Genomic DNA, 21,855 nt, shown 5'->3' with positions numbered 1-21,855 from the left:
TGATTGTAATGTAATAAGTAAATTGCATAATTATGACAAAAGTGATAGCTTTAATCAAAAGTAAACATTTACAAAATTGGCGAATAGTATGTATAATTCAGACAGGATACGAAAAGACAAATTGTATACAACACTTACGTAAGTGATTTCATATAATATCAAAGATCTATTTATTATCAAAATTTTATAAAGGGATGTGAAGAAAATGATTCAATCAAGAGGTAGATCTAAAAAATTATTTTCAATGATTCTTATTGTAATGTTTATTGCAACAAGCTTATTTGTTAGTCCCGAGAAAGTATATGCCGCAAGCAATATTGCTATGGGTAAAACGTCGACATCTGATAGTGAACTTTTAGGGCATGGTGCATCAAATGGTAATGATGGTAAGCAATCAACATATTGGAGTGCTGCGGATACAAGTGACAATCATTACTGGATGGTTGATTTAGGAGGTCTTTATGAGCTTGAGGAAACTGAAGTAATGTGGCAAAAAAATATTGTTTACAAGTATAGAGTGGAAACGTCTACAGACAATTTGCATTGGACTTTGAGGATAGATAAAAGCAATAATACCAGTACTATCCAAAAACAAAAGGATATTTTTAATGGCCTTGCAAGGTATGTGAAAATTATTATTTTAGATGTTCCATCTAATGATTATGCAAGCATTTGTGATTTTAAAGTATCAGGCAGTGCATTCAAAAATAATTCACCCACTATGATTTATATTGCTGGGGATTCAACTGCGCAGACCTATGGTGCAAGCTTTGCTCCACAAACAGGATGGGGTCAATGTATTGAAAAATATTTTAGTAGAGATGTGATGTTTGATAATAGAGCTATAGGTGGAAGAAGCTCAAAATCATTTATTGTTGAGGGCAGGCTGGATGCTATTTTAAATGTAATTAGGCCAAAGGATTACCTATTTATTCAATTTGGTCATAATGATGCGTCGTATATTCCCGCCCGTCATACAGATCCATACTCTAATTACAAAGATTACCTTAAACAATATATTACGAAATCCCGTGATATAGGAGCTATTCCTATATTAATTACGCCTGTAGCAAGGCTTAATTACAAAAATGGAGTATTTGTAAATGATTTTCCGGATTATGTGATTGCAATGAAGCAGGTAGCAATTGAAACAAACACACCAATAATTGATATGATGAACACTTGCATCGATTATTATACCTCCGTTGGATATGACACTGTATTTCCTAATTATTTAGTATCATCCAATGGAACAGATTATACTCATTTTACGCAAGCTGGAGCAAATATGATTGCCAGTATGACTGCACAAAAAATCAAAGCGCTTAATATACCTATTTCAAAATATGTTACAAATTTGAATTCAAATGTAAAACAAACAAATTACAAGTTTGATTTTGGAAGCGTGGCAGAGCCAGGTTATACAAATGTTAGTGCATCACTAGAATACAATCCATCTGTGGGTTATGGTTTTAATACTCCGGTAAATATGAAAAATGTTACAGCAGCTGGTAGCGGGGCAGAAAGTGATGCAGTTCAGTTCCTAACTTTTGGCACAAAAAGTTCAAATACATTTAATGTAGATCTAGCAAATGGACTTTATGAGGTTGCGGTGACGTTAGGGGATACCTCAAGAACAAGTGTAGCAGCGGAGGGCGTTTATCAAGTAATGAATATGACAGGTAACGGTGCTACTGATAAATTTCAGATTCCTATTACAGATGGACAGTTAAATATACTTGTGACGGAAGGTAAGGAAGGCAAAGCATTTACGCTAAGTGCACTTGAAATTACAAAGATATCAGATAAGTCAAAAACAGATAAGACTATATACATTAGTGGAGATTCTACCGTATGTAACTATTATCCAATTGATACTAGTTTGCAGTGTGGCTGGGGGCAGATGTTGCCACAATTCCTAAGTAATAAGGAATATCAAATTAGAGATATGGCTACAGGTGGACAGTTTGCAAGAGGATTTCGTGATGATGGACAATTTGAATCTATAATGAAATATATTAAAAAAGGAGACTGCTTTATATTAGAATTTGGTATTAATGATTCAAAATATGAGACAGAAGCCGAATTTAAAGAAATTATGCGTGATATGATTAAGCAGGTGAAAAGCAAAGGTGCAAAGGTAGTGCTCGTAACTTCACAAGGAAAGGCAACTGATTTTGATTTAAATAATGTACACTCTGCTGTAGACAAATGGTATAGACATTCTACAGTTGCTTTGGCTGATGAGGAAAAAGTTCCATTAATAGATCTTAATGTTTTAAGCTCACAGTATTATACATCAATAGGTCAAGAAGCTACAGCTAAGCTTTTTATGAGTGATAGTTTACATCCCAATCGCGCAGGAGCTACAAAACTTGCTAGTATTGTGGCAGCGGAGCTTAAAAAATAAAACACCAGGGGGCACTAAATGTATAGAAAAAAAATTACTTCGATTAGCATATTAATTTTATTTTTCTTCATTTTTAGTATTTTTCCAATAAAAAGTGTGCATGCGGCTAGTTCACTTTCGGTTCCAGAGGAGTTAACTGTAGTTCCAGCAGTTCCAGCAAACGTCACAATAGACAAAGCTGGTTGGTCTGTAGTCCAATTAACAAGTAGCTCTACTAGTTTGGCAATAGGCTGTAATGTATACAGATCTGATGCTAAAGATGGTACTTATGCATTATTAGGAAAGGCTACAAAGACCAATAATGATTACCATTATAAAGATACAAATTTAACTGCACAAAAGGACTATTTTTATAAGTTCGCTGCATTTAATTATGTTGGAGAATCAGAAAAAACAGCGGCAGTTAAAGTAACTACAAAGAAGGTTATTGATAAACCATCTACTCCAATAGGACTCACATTAAATTCTATGGTAGCAAGTAATGGAATCTATAAAGTTAGAATTGACTGGACATACACTTATGGTTCTACTAGTTACAATGTGTATAGATCTACTAGTGAAAGTGGTACTTTCACTAAGATAGGTACCTCAACTAATGGATTATATATAGACAGTAATGTAGGCGCTGCAAATGCAATGTATTATTATAAAGTGTCAGCTGTGAATATTAGTGGTGAATCAGCATTATCAGAAGTTATAGCTGCAAAGCTTACAGCTACATTTAGAGCGGTTCCAACAGGACTTTCAGTTAATAGTCAGGCAGCTATTAATTTAAGTTGGACAACAGTAACTGGTTCAACCGGTTACAATATTTACAGAGCGGCAAAGGTGGATTATGCTTACAGTAAAATAGGAACTTGTACAAATGTAACTTATAAGGATACAAAAGCAGCTGTAGGGGTTGAGTATCTTTATAAAGTATCTTCAATAGATGAAAATGGAGAGTCATTAAAATCCACTGAAGTTACAGGAAAATTAGCAGATAGCAGTGTAACTGTTTTATCTGAAGCAGTAAAAGACTTAGAGTATAAATATGAAAGCAAGGATAAGTTAAAACTTACATGGGATGCTTTAAAGAATGCAACATCTTATAATATATACAAATCATTATACAAAGATATGAAATATACCTATGTTGGCAGTACAAATAAAGATAAGTATGTTGATGAAAAAAGTGTAGACAGCGCAACTTATTATTATAAGGTGGTAGCAGTAAATGCAGGGGGAGAATCTTCTAAGGTTAATCCATTAACTGTAGGGGCTAAAGTTGTCTTAAAACGTCAAATGGAAAAAATTGATCGCGGAATAAATGCGGTAAAAGCAGCTAATGGAGTCCTAGTTAGTTGGCGTTTACTTGGTACAGAAGCACAAGAGTTAGAATTTGATGTATATAGAGATAATGTTAAAATAAATAGTAAACCCATAAAATCAAGCACAAATTATTTAGATGCAAAAGGAACTATAACTTCAAAATATTTTGTTCGTACTATAGGTGGAAATTCGAAAGAATCACAATCAGAAACGGTTACTGCCTGGGAAAATAACTATAAGGAACTCCCAATTAGAAAACCAGCAGCAGGGATTAATAAAGCTGGTGAAATCTATGATTATACAGCAAATGATGCTAGTGTTGCTGATTTAGACGGCGATGGCAAGTATGAAATAGTTCTAAATTGGGCACCAACTAATGCTAAGGATAATTCGCAGGCTGGATATACTGGTAACACTTATATTGACGCTTACAAATTAGATGGAACTTTTATGTGGAGGATAGATTTAGGGAAAAATATAAGATCAGGGGCTCATTACACTGACATAATGGTCTATGACTTTGATGGGGATGGTAAAGCTGAACTTACTACTCGAACAGCAGATGGTACAATAGATGGAGAAGGAAATATAATTGGAGATGAAGATAAAGATTATAGTAATGCAAAGGGTTATATATTAGATGGACCAGAATATCACACGATGTTTGAGGGTGCAACAGGCAAGGCTTTAGATACTCAGGTATATGAACCACAAAGAGGAGCTTTTGCTACTGATATTAATGAATGGGGCGATACCTATGGAAATCGTGGAGATCGTTTTATAGCAAGTGTAGCCTACTTAGATGGAAAAACACCAAGTGTAGTAATGCAACGTGGTTATTATACTAGAATGGCAATAGTTGCTTATGGTTTTAAGAATGGAAAATTTGTTAAGCAATGGAATTTCGATAGTCAGTTTGATGAAGTAGATCCAAATGGGCTTAAGTACACGGAGTATAGAGGTCAAGGAAATCACAATGTTAGTGTCGGTGACGTTGACGCAGATGGTATGGATGAGATTATTACAGGAGCTGCTGTTATAAATCAAGATGGTAAGGCTCTTTATACTACAAAACTTGGACATGGAGACGCTATGCATCTTGGTGATTTAGATCCTACTAATCCAGGACTTGAGATATATCAAGTTCAAGAAGAAAAAGGTTCACCTTATGGAATGGATATAAGAGATGCTGGGACTGGAAAAATTCTTTTCGGGGTTAAATCAGGAATTGATACAGGAAGAGGACTTTCGGCAGATATTGATCCAAATTATATAGGTGAAGAAATTTGGGCAGTAGATGGCGAATGGAATAGCAGTACAGGTGGACTTTATACTGTTAAGGGAGAAAAAATATCTGAGGGGATACCATCATCAAACTTTGCTATATGGTGGGATGGAGATTTGCAAAGAGAATTACTTGATCATAATTGGAATGGTTATGGTGGTCCTGCAAGTCCAGGAACTATTAGCAAATGGGATTATGTTAATAAAAAATCTGTAAACATATTAACTGCGACGGGTACTAATTCTAATAATGGAACAAAAGGTAATCCTTGTTTGCAGGCAGATTTGTTTGGTGATTGGAGAGAAGAAGTAATTTGGAGAACGGAGGATAGTAGTGCTTTAAGAATTTATGCTACTAGTGATGTAACGGAAACTAAATTGCCTACTTTAATGCATGATCCTATTTATAGACTTGGAGTTGCGTTTCAAAATACAGGTTACAATCAACCACCACATACAAGTTATTATTTAGGAAGTGGAATGACAACTCCACCACAACCGAATATTACAATGGCACGTGGAGGCACGGAAGAGAAAATAAAATAACCTATTAAATAGCGTATTGATTAGTAAAATAATCAGTACGTTATTTTAATTTGGGGAAAGATGATTTGTAAAGGTGTATGCAGGAATTTGGGCTGGTAATTATGTGAAATTAAGTGGTATAATTAGTATATTATGTAAGCTATGTTTTAGGGGGATATTCATGAATAAACTATCAGTAAACAGATTTCCAATGATTGTGAAGTTTTTTTTGGCATTTACTCTTTTTTTAGTGATTCCGTTAATTATTACAGGAATTATTTTTAATTATACTATGATTAGTTACTCGGAAAATGAAATTGGTAGTACAGCTGAGGTCAACTTGAAAACGATTAATAATATAAATGTTCTATTTAGCACCAGTATATTAAAAGACGTAGCGAGAATATCACAAAGCGATGTACTTAATAATTTAAGCAGTGTAGAAAATTATAATAACATTAAATCAGATGTTAATAATGTAGTAAAAGTAACTCAGGTTTATACATTATTAAATGAGGTTTTAGCATCAAATTATAGAATAACTACAATTTATGTTTATATTGATGGGGCGGATTATATTATCACTTCTAATCGTGGAACTGTGGAGATGAGCAAATTTAATGATATCCAATGGATTAAGCCCTATAAGGAAGCTAGGTCTATAAATTTGGAACCACATTGGATAGGAAATAGAATAATTTCAGATAGAAATCCTCAAACTGCTGTATTGCAAAATGAAAATTCTAATACGGCCCCTGTTATATCCTATGTATATCCTTTGGCACCTATAAACTCTAAAGTGGATGGAGCAATAGTTGTTAACATGTATGAAGATGAGCTGAGTAAATTAATAAATAATAGGGACATTTCAGGAGATGGTTATATTTATATAACAGATACTAAAGGAAATATAATTTCACATAAAGATAAGTCCTTAGTAAGAACTAATATTTCTAGCACAAAGTATGTAAAAAATATATTAAGTTTTGATAAAGTAAGTGGGTATATGATTGATAATGTGGATAATGAAAAAAAAGTTATTACATATTATAAGTCACAATTTAATGATTGGATTTATGTAGGGATTTATCCTCTTGCAAACCTTATGGAAAAGGCAAATAAGTTATCAACAGAAATCATTTTAATTATTATTTCTATTATAGTTTTAGGCCTAGGATTTTGTTATATAGTTGCGAAAAAACTTTATAACCCTCTTAATAAGTTAGTTCAAGACGTTAAAGCAAGAAATAAAGGGACTGATTTAAAAGAAGATGAAATGAAACTTCTGTCTAATGCTTTTAGTTCCATGGCAAGAGAAGAGGATGCAATGTATGGGATATTAGAGAATAATAAGAAAGACTTAAAACAGGGGTATATTTTAGATCTAATTAAAGGAAACTTACAGAAATACATTAACTCTGAAAATCAAGTTGAATACGATTTTTTCTATGAAAATTTTATTTGTGTAATAATTTTAATTGATAGATTTGATGAATTTTTGGCGAAATATTCACAGGAGCAGCAATACTATTTAAAGATGTTAATTATTAACGTGTGTGAAGGAGTAATAAACAAAACTTATGTAAATGCAAGTGTGTTATTTGATGTTAGTAAAATTGCAGTAATTATTAATATGGAGGTTTTCAATAAAGATGGAACGTATAAAATAGTAGAAGACTTGTTTAAAGAAGTACAAGGTGAAATATTAAAAGTAATGGACAATACAATTTCGGTTGGAATTGGGGGATGTCATAGTGAAAAAACAGGAATACGATTATCATATTTTGAAGCTAACGAAGCTATAAAACGTAAAATTTTATACGGTTATGGAAGTGTAATTAAATGGAAATCATCTTTAGGTGAGGAATACAAATATTTTTATCCGTATAATACTGAAAAACATATTTTTAACTACTTAAATGCAGGATCTATGGTGGATATCGATAAGGAAGTTAAAACTATGATTGAAGAAATAAAAGCTATGGAAGAGATATCATATGATAATATTACACAAATTTTTAATCAGCTTATAGGTAGTACAATAAAATATCTTGTGGATGATAATACTAATATAAGTTATATTTATGGAAGCGGCTATAATATTTATCAGAAATTATCTTCAAAGGAGACACTAGAGGATATAGGGTTGTTACTAGTAGATTTTTATTCTCGTATAATTTCATATAAAAAGAAATCTGCAGATGAGAGTCTAGAATATATGGATATAATAGAAGGATATATTAAGAGTAACTATCATAAAGATATAGATTTTGAAGGTATGGCTAGTTGTATTGGTATAAGTTACTCCTATATAAGAAAGATATTCAAAGAAAACACAGGAAAAACAATTATAGAATATACCAATAGATTAAGGATAAATGAAGCCAAAGTACATTTAAGGGATACAGATAAGAGTTTGCCGGAAATAGCTTCATGTATAGGATATAATAATAATCAAAGCTTGTCTAGATTTTTCAAAAAATATGAGGGTATAACTCCGGGAGAGTATAGAACTTTAAATCTCAAGAACTGTGCTAAATAATAGAAGCTACTATCAGTATTGTTTTTGATGGTAGCTTTTATTATTGTCTTTTATTTACTTTGTTTTATTAGAAATAAATAAATTTAAATAAATGAAGCCCTCGGAATAAAGGGTTTGAGGATGTTATCAAAAACAAAGCCTATTGGCAAAAGTGATTATATACAAGTATTGTAAAAGCGGATAAGATATAAATGTAAACGATTTATATTCTTAAAAAGGAGTGAACCTTATGGGCAACAGTAATACACCTACACCGAGTAACTTTGTTATTTTAGATGTTTCCAAAGTAACTAAGAAAAAGAAAAAAGGAATTTTATACTATATTAAAAAAGACTTCTTTTTATATTTGCTATTATTCATACCCGTTACATATTTTGTGATTTTTAAATATGTACCAATGTACCAAATAATAGTAGCGTTTAAGGATTACGACGTAATCAATGGAATTAATGGTAGTAAATGGATCGGACTAGATGCATTTAAAGAAGTTTTCAAAATGGCGGATTTCTATAAAGTTTTAAGAAATACGTTATCCCTTAATGTATTAGATTTAATTCTAGGTTTTCCAGCACCTATAATCCTTGCTATATTATTAAATGAAATAAGGATTAAGTGGTTTAAAAAGGTATCTCAGACCATACTTTATTTACCACACTTTCTTTCTTGGGTTATTATAGGTGGTATGGCTTATCAGCTACTATCTCCTACAGGCATGGTTAATATTTTAACTAAATCATTAGGGGCAGAGGCAGTACCTTTTCTTATTGAGAAATGGCATTGGCTAGGAACTTATTGTGTAATTGGTGTTTGGCAAGGGGTAGGTTGGGGAACGATAATATACTTGGCATCAATAACGAGTGTTAACGCGGAATTGTATGAAGCAGCCATGATTGATGGAGCTGGTAGATTAAAAAAAATATGGTATATAACTCTACCTGCGATTAAGCCAACCATAATTATGATGCTTATCTTAGCTGTTGGAAATGTAATGAAAATAGGTTTTGATCGTCCATTTGTATTAGGTAATCCTTTGGTAATGGATTTTTCAGATGTTATAAGTACTTTTGTTTATAGGGTTGGACTTCAATCCGTTAGATATAATATAGCAGCGGCCGTGGGTTTATTCCAATCAGTTATAGGATTAGTTCTAATACTATTTGTAGATAGGTTAGCTAAAAAATTCGGTGAACAAGGAATTATGTAAGAAAGGAGTTGAAAATATGAATACAAAGTTATTAGATAAAATTTTAGATATAACAATATTTTTGTTTATAAGTATTGTAGTTTTACTATGCCTAGTGCCACTAATTCATGTTGCAGCAGTATCATTTAGTAGCTCTCAGGCTGTTGTAGCGCAAAAAGTTACGCTTTTGCCAGTAGATTTTACTATGGAGTCATACAAGCAAATTTTCAATGATAAATCAATGATTACATCACTTTTCTTTACTATAAAAATGACGGTGATATATACTGTATTAAGTATGGCACTCACCATATGTGCAGCATATCCATTGACAAAAAGCTCTTTGAAGGGCAGAGATTTTTTCTTTTTACTAATTATAATCACAATGTATTTTTCAGGTGGCATAATACCAGATTATATTCTTGTTAAGGATTTAAATTTGTTAAATAGCATGTGGGGGCTTGTTCTCCCAGGAGCAATAAGTGTATTTAATCTTATAATACTTAAAACCTTTTTTCAAAACTCAATACCTAATAGTCTTGAGGAATCAGCAAAGCTAGATGGATGTACAGAGATAGGTATACTTTTTAAGATTGTACTTCCACTTTCAATGCCAATAATTGCAACCTTGAGCTTATTTTATGCTGTGGGTAGATGGAATGGATTTCAGGATGCACTTTTTTATATCACAAGGCCAGAATTATATCCACTTCAATTGAAGCTTTATCAATTAGTAAGTGCCACTTCTTCAAATGGGGCCCTTGCAGCAGAGGGAGTTGGAGCCGCTGTGCAACTAGCACCAGAAGTTTTAAAAGCTTCTGTAGTAATGTTTGCAACAGTTCCTATATTACTAATATATCCGTGGCTTCAAAGGTACTTTGTATCAGGTGTAATGATTGGTGCTGTAAAAGAATGATAGTTTACTGCTAAAAGAATATGCAGTTTCTATATAGTTTCAAATTTTAGATTATAAGGGGGAGAATTAAAAATGAACAAAAAACTTCTGAAAATCGTCAGTGTGGCTATGCTAACGACTGTTATTGTAAGCAGCCTTGCAGGGTGTGGCTCATCAAAAGAATCAGCAGATTCAACAAGTGATTCCTCAGTTGCCGTGGATGCACCTTATAAAAAGCAAGTGGAAATCAAAATTCCAATATATGATAGAGGCATTCAAGGTCAAGCACCTGTAGATAACAATTACTGGACTAAATACATTAATGATACCTTTGGGAAAAAATATAACGTAAAAGTTACTTATGTTACAATTCCAAGAACTACGGATGTAGATAAGTTTAATATGCTTCTTGCATCTGGTGATGCTCCAGATATAATCTTTAGTTATGACTATACAACAGCGTCAAGTTTTTACACAAGGGGTGCTTTCCAAGAAGTAACTAAATCTGAACTTGATAAATATGCACCAAATCTCGAAAAAACACTTGGAGCAGATGTTTTGAAATATGGAGTGTTTGATGGTAAGCAAATGTTAATACCAGCTAAAAGACCACTTGTAGGTGGAATATCTAATGTTATAAGACAAGATTGGCTAGACAAATTGGGTTTGAAAGTTCCTACAAATAGAGATGAGTACTATGCAGTTCTTAAAGCATTTAAAGAAAAAGATCCTGGTAAAGTAGGAGCTAATAATGTTATACCGCAGGGATTATCGAGTATGTCTGCTGCTGGTTCTGCAAATATGAATTATGCATTTAGACCAGCTAATGTTTCGGCTGAAGAATTTGCAATGTATTCTGACGTAGTAATTCCATCGTTATCATGGAAGCCAACAGAGGATACATTAAAATGGGACAATAAACTTTTTAATGAAGGACTTATAAGTCCTGAATTTGTATTAGATAAAGATGGTACAAAATTACAAGCAGATATAAGTAATGGTAAGGTTGGAGTATTTCTTATGCCTTTAAAAACTCCTCCAGTTTTACAAACACTTGTAAAAAATGTACCTACAGCAAAATTTACTGTACTTCCTGCAAGCGCACTTTTACCAAAGGGTCAAGCACCACAAGCGTTCGCATACGCACCATATGGTATGCTTAGTGGTATAAATAAAAAGTGTAAGCATCCTGATGCAGTCCTAAAATACATGGATTGGATGAGCAAAAGCGAAAATTTATTTGTACTTCAAAATGGTGTGGCAGGTAAAAACTATAATTTAAAGGGTGGACTTCCAGTAGAAGTAGCTAATTATGCTGGAGAGGATAAACTTAATTTTAGCTCTAACAAGGATATGTGGGGTCTTGTTACTGAACAAAAAGAATTTGGTAGTGTAGATGAAAATTTAAAGATGGATGCAACTGCTAAAGGAGCACCTGGCTTTGAAAAATTGTATATTGATGGTTACAAAGAAACCTTAATAGGTGCAAAACCAAACTTTATGTTTAATAAACCTGTAACTTCTTTAACAAAAAATTCAAAAACACTTGGAAGTAAGTGGGAAGAAGCTTCTGCCAAAATAGTTATGGGTAAAGTAAGTGAATTCGATGCTTTATATGCAAAATATAGTAAAGATTATTTAACAAGTGGATACCAAGAAGTTATTAATGAAAGAAAATCGATATACGAAGGTATGAAAAAGTAAAATAATAAAAATATAGACCTGTGATAAAGCAATTTGTTACAGGGCTATATTTATATATGAAGAAAGGAAGTAATTTTAATGAAGAGATTAGAATATGATGAAGAAAAAATAAAAGAACTTATAGACAAAGTTGTAAAGAGAACCATGAGAATGGACTTTACTTGGGAGTGGCCTTGTGGAGTGGCTTTTTATGGTATATGTAAGGCTTGGGAGGTCACTAAAAATCAAGAATATATCGATTATCTTGTGAAATGGGTAGATGAATATATTGAAATAGGACTGCCTGAATTTACGGTTAATGTAGTTGCTATGGGACACACTCTAATAACTTTGTTTGAGGCTACAGGGGATCAGAAATATATGGATTTGGCTATAGAAAAGGCTGAATATTTAAGAAAGGATGCAATTAGGTTTGGTGAAGGGGTTTTCCAACATACAGTTTCGGCAGGCAATGATTTTCCAAAGCAAGCATGGGCAGATACTTTGTTTATGGCAGCCTATTTTCTTCTTAGAATGGGTAAAAAGCTAGATAATAAAGAATATATTGAAGACGCCTTAAACCAATACTATTGGCATGAAGAATTTTTACAAGATAATAAAAATGATCTGTTTTTTCATGGATGGGATAATATTAACCAAAACCATATGTCAGGCATTCATTGGGCGCGTGCAAATGCTTGGGCAGCCTATACTATGGCAGAAGCAGCCACCCTTATAAATTATTTGTATCCAGCTTTTATGGGAATAAGTGGTTCGTTAAGAGATCAACTAAGTGCTTTAGTTAGGTTGCAGTCAGAAGAAGGTTTATGGCACACAATATTAGATGATGAAAGTTCATATTTAGAAACTTCAGCTTCTGCTGGAATTGCTGCAAGTCTTGTAATTGTGAGACATCCTCTTCAAAGAAAGTATGTTCAAAAGGCGTTAGAGGGAATAATGAATAATATTTCAGAAGATGGATCAGTTATGAATGTTTCTGCAGGTACTGCAGTAATGATAGATACACAGGGTTATAAGAAAGTTCCTAAAAAGAGAGTTCAAGGTTGGGGACAGGGTTTGACTTTGGCTTTTCTTGCAGCAATTTTGAAGTATGAACAATAATTTAAAGGGTGGGATAGTATGCGTGAAAAAATAGTAAATATCGGTGGATTTACATTGCCAGGAGAAGCTGGTTTTGAAGATTTAACTTTGAAACTGGCAGAAAAATGGGGAGCAGATGTAATTAGGGATAGTGATGGAACTCAATTATCAGATAAAATAATAACTTCTGGTTATGATATTTATTCCACCATTTGTTTAGTTCGCGGTTCCAATGAGTGGGCTAAATTAAATATGGATAAACTTCAACAATGTTATCTAAGGAGTTATCCACTAATTGCTAATGGTGATACAGTTAAAATAGATATTTTACAAGGCTTTTTTAAAGAACAATTTTTGATAAATATTAAAGATAATCCAAAAGAGTTTTGGCAAGTTTTTGATAGAACTACTGGATTAGAAATAGAAATTTCTAAGTGGGAGTTAGACATAAATACAGGAACGGTTATGGTGAAAAACACAAAAAAATGGCACAAATACACGGTCAATTTTCTTGTGTATAGAATTTGGGAAGAAATATCCGCATATAACCATATTACAAATAATTGGGGGAATAGGGAGCATGAATTACCTATAGAGCCTATGTACAAAGAGACTCAAGATCATATTCTTAAATATTTAAAACAATGGCTTATAGATCACCCACATACAAAAGTAGTACGATTCACATCTATGTTCTATAATTTTTGGTGGCTATGGGGCAGTGATCCTAATTTGAAGTTTATCGTAAATGATTGGGGCGCTTATGATTTCACAGTAAATCCTTTATCTATGAAACTTTTTGAAAAAGAAAAAAGTTATAAAATGACTTCAGAGGATTTTGTAAATAAAGGTTTATACAATAATTCATATTTACCCCCATCTGAAAAATATAGAGATTGGATGGATTTTATAAATAAATTCGTGATTGAGTTTGGTAAAAAATGTATTGATTTAGTTCATAAACATGGGAAAAAAGCCTATGTATTTTATAATGACCATTGGATTGGAATGGAACCTACCTTAGATAGTTTTAAAGAGTTTGGTTTTGATGGGATAATTGATGGCGTGTTTAGTGGATTTGAAACAAGAAAAGTTTCAGGAACTAAAGGTGTTGCAATAAGAGAATTAAGACTTCACCCCTATTTCTTTCCAACAGGAGTAAATGGAGTGGGAACTTTTATAGAAGGAGGAGACCCATCGCTAGAATGTAAAACTTATTGGTTAGATATAAGGAGAGCTCTGCTTCGTGATTGCGTAGATAGAATTGGTTTTGGCGGATACCTACATTTAGTTGATGATCATCCTGCATTTGTTGATTATGTTCAAGAATTAGCAGAAGAGTTTAGGACAATTAGGGAATTGCATAAAGAGTGCAAACCTTATTCCTCTAAATTTAAGGTAGCTATTTTATCTGCTTGGGGAAATATGCGGGCTTGGGGTTGTCGTGGTCACTTTAATCATGGAAACTATTATAATGAAATTATGGAATCTATCTCAGGATTGCCTGTAGAAGTAGAGTTTATTAGTTTTAAAGATATTATTGATAAAGGTATTTCCGGTGATATTAAAGTAATAATTAATGCTGGACAACTTGATGATTCTTGGAGTGGTGGTTGGAATTGGAGTAATGAGAAAGTTATTGAAATTCTTACAGAATGGGTTTCAAATGGAGGTGGTCTTATTGGGGTTGGAGAACCTTCTGCGGCAAAACATAGTGGTCAATACTTTCAGATGTGCCATGTATTTGGGGTGGAGAGAGAAGTTGGTTTAACGGTATGTTTTGATAAATATGCATATAAAAAGGCTGAAGAAACCCACTTTATCCTTAAGGATATTCAAGGCGAATTGGATTTTGGAAAAGAAATTGATAATATATATGTAATAGACAAAAATATACAGGTTATTGCAGATAAAAATCAATCAATTCAAATAGCTACAAATACTTTTGGAAAAGGTAGGAGTGTATATTTCTCTGGGCATAAGTATATCCCTGAAAATATAAGAATATTATTAAGATCAATATACTGGGCAGCTGATGAAGAGGAAGAATTTGGTTTCTGGACTTGTAGCAACGTAAATACAGAATGTGCTTACTATCCTAAAAGCAATAAATTAGCAGTTATTAATATTACGAGTCAAGCTGAAGAAACCACAGTGTATGATTGTAAGAAAAATGAAATTGCGGTTTCTTTAAAACCGTATGGAATAAAAATAATAGATTTAGGATAATAACTAGGCGTCTTTAAAGAGACGCCTAAATGTTTAAAAGAGGAGTGGAAAATCGTGTTTTTAAAAAAGTTTATGTTTGGCGCAGCTGAAGAAGTTGAAGGCTTTATAAATATATCAAACGATACCTTATATGCTGACGAAATTGGTTATGGGTTTGTTACTGAAAAGCTAAAAGAAAAAAATGAATTGCTTCAAATTCCGGAAATTGGAAGTGCATTTGACATTGATCCTGAGCTAACTAGTCAAAAGATTACTAATATTATTATGGAGCAAAAGGGACACCTAAATAACTTAATTAACGGTTTTTGTTCTAGTGATAAGCCTGATGTACCTCTATACTTTAAAGTGAAAGTTCCTCATAGTGGAAATTATAATATAAAATTAGTTATGGGAAATAATAATTCAGATATGATTATATCAGTCTTTTCTCAAAGAAGAAGATTTGTTCTTAAAAATGTAATGGTTAAAGCTGGAGAACTTCTAGAACATAATTTCGCGGCTAATGTTTGTGACATAATACCAAGAGGAAAAACTGAAATTTATAGGGATGATAGTATTGATATCACTATAATTGGCCAGAATGCATGCATGAATTTAGTAATTCTTGAAGAAGCTCTTGAGATACAAACAATCTATGTTGCAGGAGATTCCACTTTAACAGATCAAGGGACAATATATCCCTATAATCCTTTGACTAGTTATTGCGGATGGGCCCAAATTTTACCTCTTTTTTTAAGTCGAGGTATTGCTGTATCAAATCATTCTCATTCAGGGCTTACTACAGAAAGTTTTAGGCGGGAAGGCCACTTAAGTATTGTAGAGAATAATATAAAACCAAGGGATTTATTTATTATGCAATTTGGCCATAATGATCAAAAGGACAAAACCTTGGATGCTTTTGGTGGATATGCTAATAATTTAAGAAGATATATAGATGAGGTAAGAGAAAAAGGTGCTTGCCCTATTATTGTTACTCCAGTTAGTAGAACTATTTGGAATGGTGTAGATGGTGCATTTAATGATATGTTTAAAGATTATGCTAATGCCTGCATTTTAGTTTCAAAGGAAAAAGGAGTGGCGTTAATAGACTTGCATGAAAGAAGCGTTGACTTTATTTTAAAGCATGGTCAAAAAAACTCTTCTAAATACTTTGTTCCTAAGGATTATACACATAACAATGATTTTGGAGCTTTTGAAATGTCTAAATTAGTAGTTGAAGAGATTAAAAAAGTTAATATAGAATCTCTAGTTAAATACTTAATTGATATACCAGAAGATAAAATACAAATAAAACAATTGAAAAGTTGGGTAGAGCCTAGCGATGAAGAGATTAAGGCTGATGTTAAGCAGTGGACAAAAGCAAATAGTTGGGCAGAGGAAATTGATGTTAATAGCTATATTGATACATTCATAGCGAAGAAAAATGTTTCTAAGGTTGAATTTTTAGATATGATACTTAAGGATTTAAAATATCCACCTACCAATGTTTATAATGATATATTTGAAGATGTATTTGGAGATGAGTGGTATGCAGGAATAGTTCAAGCTGCTTATAATTATGGCCTAATTTCTAATGAAAACAAAAACTTAGATCCTAAAGAACAAATTTCCATTGAAGAAGTTAAGGTTATAGCCAGAGGAGCATATAAACTAAAAATTAAATCATTTTTATAATGTTATATTAATGATTCCTATTGACTTTTTAATTGACATTTTATCAGAGATAATATATAGTTGCATAGGCAATCATTTTAAAGAAGGTGATTTTTTGAAATATTATTATGAGTTTTTTCATCAACTTTTAAAACTTTCTAGAACTGTTGTTAGCAATTTCAATAAAGAAAGTATTATACATAACCTTCATCATTCTCAGTGGAGAATTATGCGTTTTCTAAAAGAAGTTGGGCCTTCTACGCTTGTAGAAATTGCTAATTATTTAAGTGTAGAAAAATCGTCGGTTACTCGCGGCGTATATCGTCTGAAAAAGTGTGAATTTATCGAAGAAGTGTCAGGAAAAGATAAGAGAGAAAGAAGAATCAAACTAAGTGATTTAGGGGAAGAAGCATATGTTTTAGGGTATGAAATTGCAGTAGAGTTTGAAGAAAATGCTATGAAGGGTATTTCAAAGGAGGAGCTAGAAACTACATTTAAAGTCTTACTTAAGATAAAGAACAATATAAATAATGAACCTGGAGGAAAAAATGAATAAATCAAAACTATGGACTAAAGATTTTACAATTATTACTGTAACTACATTTTTTGTTTATCTAACTTTTTACTTATTAATGACCACACTTACTGTTTATGCTATTAAGCAATTTAGGGCTTCACAAAGCCAAGCTGGACTTGCTTCTAGTATGTTCGTCATTGGTGCACTTTTTTCACGTATTCTAGTAGGAAAATATATCGAAATAATTGGACGTAGAAAATTATTATTTACAGGCTTAATTTTATTCTTAATAACGTCTATATCATATTTTACAGCAGATAATTTGAATTTATTATTAGTTGTTCGTTTTATACATGGAGCAGTTTTTGGTATTGCAGCTACAGCAATGGCAACAGCTATAATGGATATTATGCCTAGGGAACGTCGTGGAGAAGGGACAAGTTACTATTCATTAAGTATAACTCTTGCATCGGCAATTGGACCTTTCTTAGGACTCTATATTACTCAACATGCAAAGTTTGATTCGATATTTGTTGCTTGTACTGCTTTTTCACTAATCAGTATTGTTGTTATTTTATTTGCAAAAATTCCTGAAGCAAAATTAACAAAGGAGCAGATTGATGGTATGAAAGGATTTAAATTGCATGATTTCTTTGAAAAAAAAGCTAGTCCTATTTCAATTGTTGCATTTATTATGGGTATAGCTTACTCGGGAATTCTGTCTTATATTAATTCATATGCACTCGAAATTAATTTAACACAAGCAGCGAGTTTCTTTTTCCTTGTATATTCTGCAGTTTGTCTTATTTCAAGACCACTTACGGGTAAGTTACTGGATTGCCAAGGGGATAATACTGTGATGTATCCTTCACTAATATTATTTGTTTTGGGTTTAGCATTAATTAGTCAAGCTAGTAATGGTTTCAGTTTTTTGTTAGCAGGAGCATTAATAGGTCTTGGTTATGGAACTGTCTATACTTGTACCCAAGCCATTGCGGTAAAAGTATCACCCAAGCATAGGATAGGACTTGCTACTTCAACATTTTTCATTATGATGGATGCAGGAATAGGCGTTGGTCCTTTATTAATAGGAACTATTGTACCTATGGTTGGTTTTCGTGGAATGTACATGATGCTAGCTACTATTGTGTTTTTGTCTATCTTTTTATACTATTTTATACATGGAAAAAAAGCAGCATCTATACAGCAGCATTTAATTGAAATTGAAGAAATGGAAGTATGGGTATAGAGAAAATTATTTTATAATTGATTAGAGTCGATAGTCAAGTATAGGAGCTACTGAAGTATATTTTTATATATTTTAGTAGCTCTTTTGAGTAGATTATATCTTGATTTATAAGATTGCTGGATAAGAAAAGGCCTATGCCATAATATTGTCATAACCCCATAGGACGAGAGAAGTACATAAAAGATGATTAGATTTTGGGTAGCTTTACAGTGAATGTTGTACCTTGATTGATTTTGCTTTCCACTGCGATTTCACCACTGCTAAGTTCTACAATTCGTTTAACGATTGAAAGGCCAAGCCCATTACCTGGTGATGTGTGTGATCTATCTCCTTGATAAAATTTATCGAAAATATGCTTTAATGTATTATCATCCATGCCATTACCATCATTGCTTATTTTAAACGCAATATCATCAAGGGTTTCATGGCATTCGATTGTTATATTGCCGTTATCCTTGGAGTTTTTTATTGCGTTTTCAATGAGATTTATCCAAAGATGTGAGAGCATCTCAATATTTCCATAAATCTTAATAGTCTCTAAATTAAGGTTGATTTCTATATTCTTTGTGCTCCATTGATTTTCAAGAAGTATTATACAATTTCTAATTTGTTCATCCAGTTCATATTCTGTTTGATCCGTAATAATTCGTTGATTTTCAAATTTGGTAAGGACCAGAATATTTGCAGACATATTAGTTAGCCTTTCAGATTCATTTATAATAATATCAGTGTATTCCTTTCGCTTTACTGCTGAAAGATTATCATTTTTTAGTTGCTTTGCAAATCCACGAATTGAAACAATTGGTGTCTTAAATTCATGAGAAAAGTTATTAATAAAATCATTACGAAACATTTCTATACTGCCTAGCTCTTCTGTCATATGATTAAAATTTCTAAGTAAATCCGCTATTTCGGATCTAGAGTTGAGTTCTTGTACACGAACGCTAAAATCTCCCGTAGATACTACTTTAGTTGCCTTAATCAGTTGATTAAGGGGTTTTAATATGTTTTCACTTGCTACAGCTGAAATTGAAGTTCCTATAACTATGCTAACAAACAATGCTATTAACTGAGAAATAATTGGTGCAAGTGCAGGAATTGCAAAAATACCAGCTGAATACAAAAAAAGAAAACATAACCAGGTTAATAATCCTGCAGATATCATAATGCAAAATACAAGAAATACCATTGTGATTTTTAGAGATTTTATTCTATTCATGTTTTTGTCACCGCCTTGTAACCAAGTCCGCGAACTGTGATAATTTCAAAATCAGAATTACCTTTAAATCGGTCACGCAAACGATTTATGTGAACATCTACCGTGCGTTCATCCGTACCAGAGCTCATATCCCATATTTCATCCATCAAACTTCGCCTGGTAAAAATTTTATTTTGATAGGCCAACAATTTGTATAATAACATGAATTCTTTATTTGGTAATTCAGCAGTATTATCATTTTGAAAAACAGTAAGTGCATCGTAATTTAAAATAGTTTTTCCAACTGTAAGTTTATGTTCATTTACGATTTTAGAGCGACGAAGTAGTGCTATAATTCGAAGAATCATCTCCTCTTCGTCAATAGGCTTAACCATATAATCATCTGTTCCTACAATAAAACCTTCCTTTTTATCAGCATGCGTTTCTTTAGCTGTTACCATTAATATTGGTAGTGTATTGTTACAGCTGCGTAGCGTGACCGTTAATTCATAACCATTCATACGTGGCATCATAATATCGAGAACAATCAAATCAACATGATGATTATCCATTTTATCAAGGGCGTCTATGCCGTCACTAGCAAGAATTACTTTATAACCATTTTGAAGCAATACCTCTTCCATTAATTTTCTTGTATTTTTATCATCTTCTACAACCAAGATTTGAAACATTTGAAAGCCCCCTTCTTATCCTTATATTATGATAGTTTATCAATTTATTGTAAATAGGTTTTTTTTCAATTTTAGCCTCAGTTTATATTCAGTTAATATTAGTAATATATAATTAAAGGTATAATATAGAAGAAAGGAGTCTATTGAATGCTGATTCTTAAAAACATTGTAAAAGAATACACAGCAGGAAATACAAGAATAAAAGCCTTAAAAGGTATAAATATTGACTTCAGAGAGAAGGAATTGGTATCTATATTGGGACCAACAAATTGTGGGAAAACAACTATATTAAACATTATTTGCGGGCTTGATATATATACAAGTGGTAATTTATCTATAAATGGAAAATCCACAAAGGAATTTTCAAATAGAGATTGGGACGCCTTTCGCAATAATTCTATTGGCTTGATGCTTCAAAGCTATAAGCTGATTTCGCATGAGACTGCACTTGCAAATGTCGAGCTTACTATGAAACTTTCTGGTGTACCAAAACTTGAGCGCCGTGCAAGGGCAATTGCAGCTCTAAAAAAAGTTGGTATTTGTGATAAGTTTAATAAAAAGCCAAATCAAATGTCCTATGATGAGATTAAGCGTGTTACAATTGCAAGAGCACTTGTAAATAATCCAGATGTTTTGATTGCAGATGAGCCAACGAAAACGCTTGACTTAGAAACAAGTATAAAAATCATGGAAATCTTAAAAGAAATTTCAAAGGATAAACTGGTTATCATGGTTACCAATGACTTGGAGATTGCACAGAAGTATTCGACAAGAATTATAAAACTTTTTGACGGTAATGTAATTTATGATTCTAATCCTTATCATGTGGTTGTAGAAAAGCCGACAAGGAATGAAAAAGGTAAAAAAACTTCTATGAGTTTATTAACCGCTTTGTCCTTAAGTGTTAACAGCTTGATGAGCAAAAAAGGAAAAACTTTTATTACTTCAATTATTGCAAGCAGTGGTATCATGGGAATTGCACTTATCTTAATGCTTTTAAGAGGTGCTACTCCATATATGATTAAAACTAGGTACAAATTAATTGTATTTGCATTAATTTCACTTGGAATATCTTTAATTATTATTGGTACTAGCATATATATTTCTGCTTTTGAGAGGACTAAGGAAATAGGTGTATTACGTAGCATTGGTGTTTCGAGGAAAGATGTTTTCCTTATTTTTAATGCCGAAACACTTATTGTTGGTTTTGTTTCCGATGTAATAGGCTTTTGCATTATATGTGTTTTAGGGATTTTCAAATTGCCTGCGACTTCCTGGATGGTGATTGTTATAATCAGTATGGTAGTTCACCTTATGGCAGGTTTTATTCCTTCAATAATTGCAGCAAAGAAAGATTACTTTCTTGAGTTAAAAAATAGCTAA

At 32.5% G+C, this 21,855-nt stretch carries 14 protein-coding genes; 12 read left to right on the top strand and 2 right to left on the bottom strand.

Going from position 1 to position 21,855, the window contains the following annotated elements:
* Nucleotides 1-205 precede the first annotated feature (205 nt).
* The 11 genes from LL038_RS09010 to LL038_RS08960 all read left to right on the top strand — a co-directional run bounded on the left by LL038_RS09010 (nucleotide 206) and on the right by LL038_RS08960 (nucleotide 18,582).
* On the top strand, nucleotides 206-2,410 hold the full coding sequence (locus tag LL038_RS09010) for an SGNH/GDSL hydrolase family protein (RefSeq protein ID WP_216123569.1): 2,205 nt from the start codon (nucleotides 206-208) through the stop codon (nucleotides 2,408-2,410).
* An 18-nt stretch (nucleotides 2,411-2,428) separates the two neighbouring features.
* Nucleotides 2,429-5,551 carry a hypothetical protein gene (locus tag LL038_RS25550; protein WP_290443031.1) on the top strand — a complete coding sequence of 1,041 codons (3,123 nt, stop codon included), beginning with the start codon at nucleotides 2,429-2,431 and terminating at the stop codon, nucleotides 5,549-5,551.
* A gap of 160 nt (nucleotides 5,552-5,711) precedes the next feature.
* Nucleotides 5,712-8,072: a helix-turn-helix domain-containing protein gene (locus LL038_RS09000; RefSeq protein WP_216123571.1), complete on the top strand. Its 2,361-nt coding sequence runs from the start codon at nucleotides 5,712-5,714 to the stop codon at nucleotides 8,070-8,072.
* Nucleotides 8,073-8,301: 229 nt separating this feature from the next.
* Entirely contained in the window at nucleotides 8,302-9,276 is a 975-nt protein-coding gene (locus LL038_RS08995; RefSeq protein WP_216123573.1) for an ABC transporter permease, read from the top strand.
* A gap of 16 nt (nucleotides 9,277-9,292) precedes the next feature.
* Nucleotides 9,293-10,171: a carbohydrate ABC transporter permease gene (locus LL038_RS08990; RefSeq protein WP_216123575.1), complete on the top strand. Its 879-nt coding sequence runs from the start codon at nucleotides 9,293-9,295 to the stop codon at nucleotides 10,169-10,171.
* Between the two features lie 72 nt (nucleotides 10,172-10,243).
* Complete coding sequence (locus LL038_RS08985; RefSeq protein ID WP_216123577.1) at nucleotides 10,244-11,854, top strand: extracellular solute-binding protein; 1,611 nt, start codon at nucleotides 10,244-10,246, stop codon at nucleotides 11,852-11,854.
* 78 nt (nucleotides 11,855-11,932) lie between these two features.
* The gene (locus tag LL038_RS08980) at nucleotides 11,933-12,955 is read left to right on the top strand and encodes a glycoside hydrolase family 88 protein (protein WP_216123579.1); all 1,023 of its coding nucleotides are present in this window, start codon (nucleotides 11,933-11,935) and stop codon (nucleotides 12,953-12,955) included.
* A gap of 18 nt (nucleotides 12,956-12,973) precedes the next feature.
* A complete protein-coding gene (gnpA, locus tag LL038_RS08975; RefSeq protein WP_216123581.1) occupies nucleotides 12,974-15,163 on the top strand; it encodes a 1,3-beta-galactosyl-N-acetylhexosamine phosphorylase in 2,190 nt (729 codons plus the stop codon).
* A gap of 54 nt (nucleotides 15,164-15,217) precedes the next feature.
* Nucleotides 15,218-16,837, top strand: a complete 1,620-nt coding sequence (locus tag LL038_RS08970; RefSeq protein ID WP_216123583.1) for a GDSL-type esterase/lipase family protein — start codon at nucleotides 15,218-15,220, stop codon at nucleotides 16,835-16,837.
* 94 nt (nucleotides 16,838-16,931) lie between these two features.
* Complete coding sequence (locus tag LL038_RS08965; RefSeq protein ID WP_216123586.1) at nucleotides 16,932-17,372, top strand: MarR family winged helix-turn-helix transcriptional regulator; 441 nt, start codon at nucleotides 16,932-16,934, stop codon at nucleotides 17,370-17,372.
* Nucleotides 17,365-18,582 carry an MFS transporter gene (locus tag LL038_RS08960; protein ID WP_216123588.1) on the top strand — a complete coding sequence of 406 codons (1,218 nt, stop codon included), beginning with the start codon at nucleotides 17,365-17,367 and terminating at the stop codon, nucleotides 18,580-18,582. Before LL038_RS08965 ends, LL038_RS08960 begins: the two co-directional genes overlap by 8 nt.
* A gap of 187 nt (nucleotides 18,583-18,769) precedes the next feature.
* Here the strand turns inward: LL038_RS08960 and LL038_RS08955 are convergent, their stop codons facing one another.
* Entirely contained in the window at nucleotides 18,770-19,801 is a 1,032-nt protein-coding gene (locus tag LL038_RS08955) for a HAMP domain-containing sensor histidine kinase (protein ID WP_216123594.1), read from the bottom strand.
* Nucleotides 19,798-20,472: a response regulator transcription factor gene (locus tag LL038_RS08950; RefSeq protein ID WP_216123595.1), complete on the bottom strand. Its 675-nt coding sequence runs from the start codon at nucleotides 20,470-20,472 to the stop codon at nucleotides 19,798-19,800. The genes LL038_RS08955 and LL038_RS08950 overlap by 4 nt, the downstream gene beginning before the upstream one ends.
* A 147-nt stretch (nucleotides 20,473-20,619) precedes the next feature.
* Between LL038_RS08950 and LL038_RS08945 the strand changes: the two genes are divergently transcribed.
* Nucleotides 20,620-21,855 carry an ABC transporter ATP-binding protein/permease gene (locus tag LL038_RS08945; protein ID WP_216123599.1) on the top strand — a complete coding sequence of 412 codons (1,236 nt, stop codon included), beginning with the start codon at nucleotides 20,620-20,622 and terminating at the stop codon, nucleotides 21,853-21,855.

Source organism: Clostridium estertheticum (assembly GCF_026650985.1).
Taxonomy (GTDB): Bacteria; Bacillota; Clostridia; order Clostridiales; family Clostridiaceae; genus Clostridium_AD; species Clostridium_AD estertheticum_C.
Note: the sequence above shows the minus strand (reverse complement) of the source record. Positions and strands in the feature narration are given on the sequence as shown.

Coding starts and splice junctions, on each gene's coding strand:
- LL038_RS09010 (WP_216123569.1), top strand. CDS start 206: ATGATTCAATCAAGAGGTAGATCTAAAAAATTATTTTCAATGATTCTT.
- LL038_RS25550 (WP_290443031.1), top strand. CDS start 2,429: ATGTATAGAAAAAAAATTACTTCGATTAGCATATTAATTTTATTTTTC.
- LL038_RS09000 (WP_216123571.1), top strand. CDS start 5,712: ATGAATAAACTATCAGTAAACAGATTTCCAATGATTGTGAAGTTTTTT.
- LL038_RS08995 (WP_216123573.1), top strand. CDS start 8,302: ATGGGCAACAGTAATACACCTACACCGAGTAACTTTGTTATTTTAGAT.
- LL038_RS08990 (WP_216123575.1), top strand. CDS start 9,293: ATGAATACAAAGTTATTAGATAAAATTTTAGATATAACAATATTTTTG.
- LL038_RS08985 (WP_216123577.1), top strand. CDS start 10,244: ATGAACAAAAAACTTCTGAAAATCGTCAGTGTGGCTATGCTAACGACT.
- LL038_RS08980 (WP_216123579.1), top strand. CDS start 11,933: ATGAAGAGATTAGAATATGATGAAGAAAAAATAAAAGAACTTATAGAC.
- gnpA (WP_216123581.1), top strand. CDS start 12,974: ATGCGTGAAAAAATAGTAAATATCGGTGGATTTACATTGCCAGGAGAA.
- LL038_RS08960 (WP_216123588.1), top strand. CDS start 17,365: ATGAATAAATCAAAACTATGGACTAAAGATTTTACAATTATTACTGTA.
- LL038_RS08955 (WP_216123594.1), bottom strand. CDS start 19,801: ATGAATAGAATAAAATCTCTAAAAATCACAATGGTATTTCTTGTATTT.
- LL038_RS08950 (WP_216123595.1), bottom strand. CDS start 20,472: ATGTTTCAAATCTTGGTTGTAGAAGATGATAAAAATACAAGAAAATTA.
- LL038_RS08945 (WP_216123599.1), top strand. CDS start 20,620: ATGCTGATTCTTAAAAACATTGTAAAAGAATACACAGCAGGAAATACA.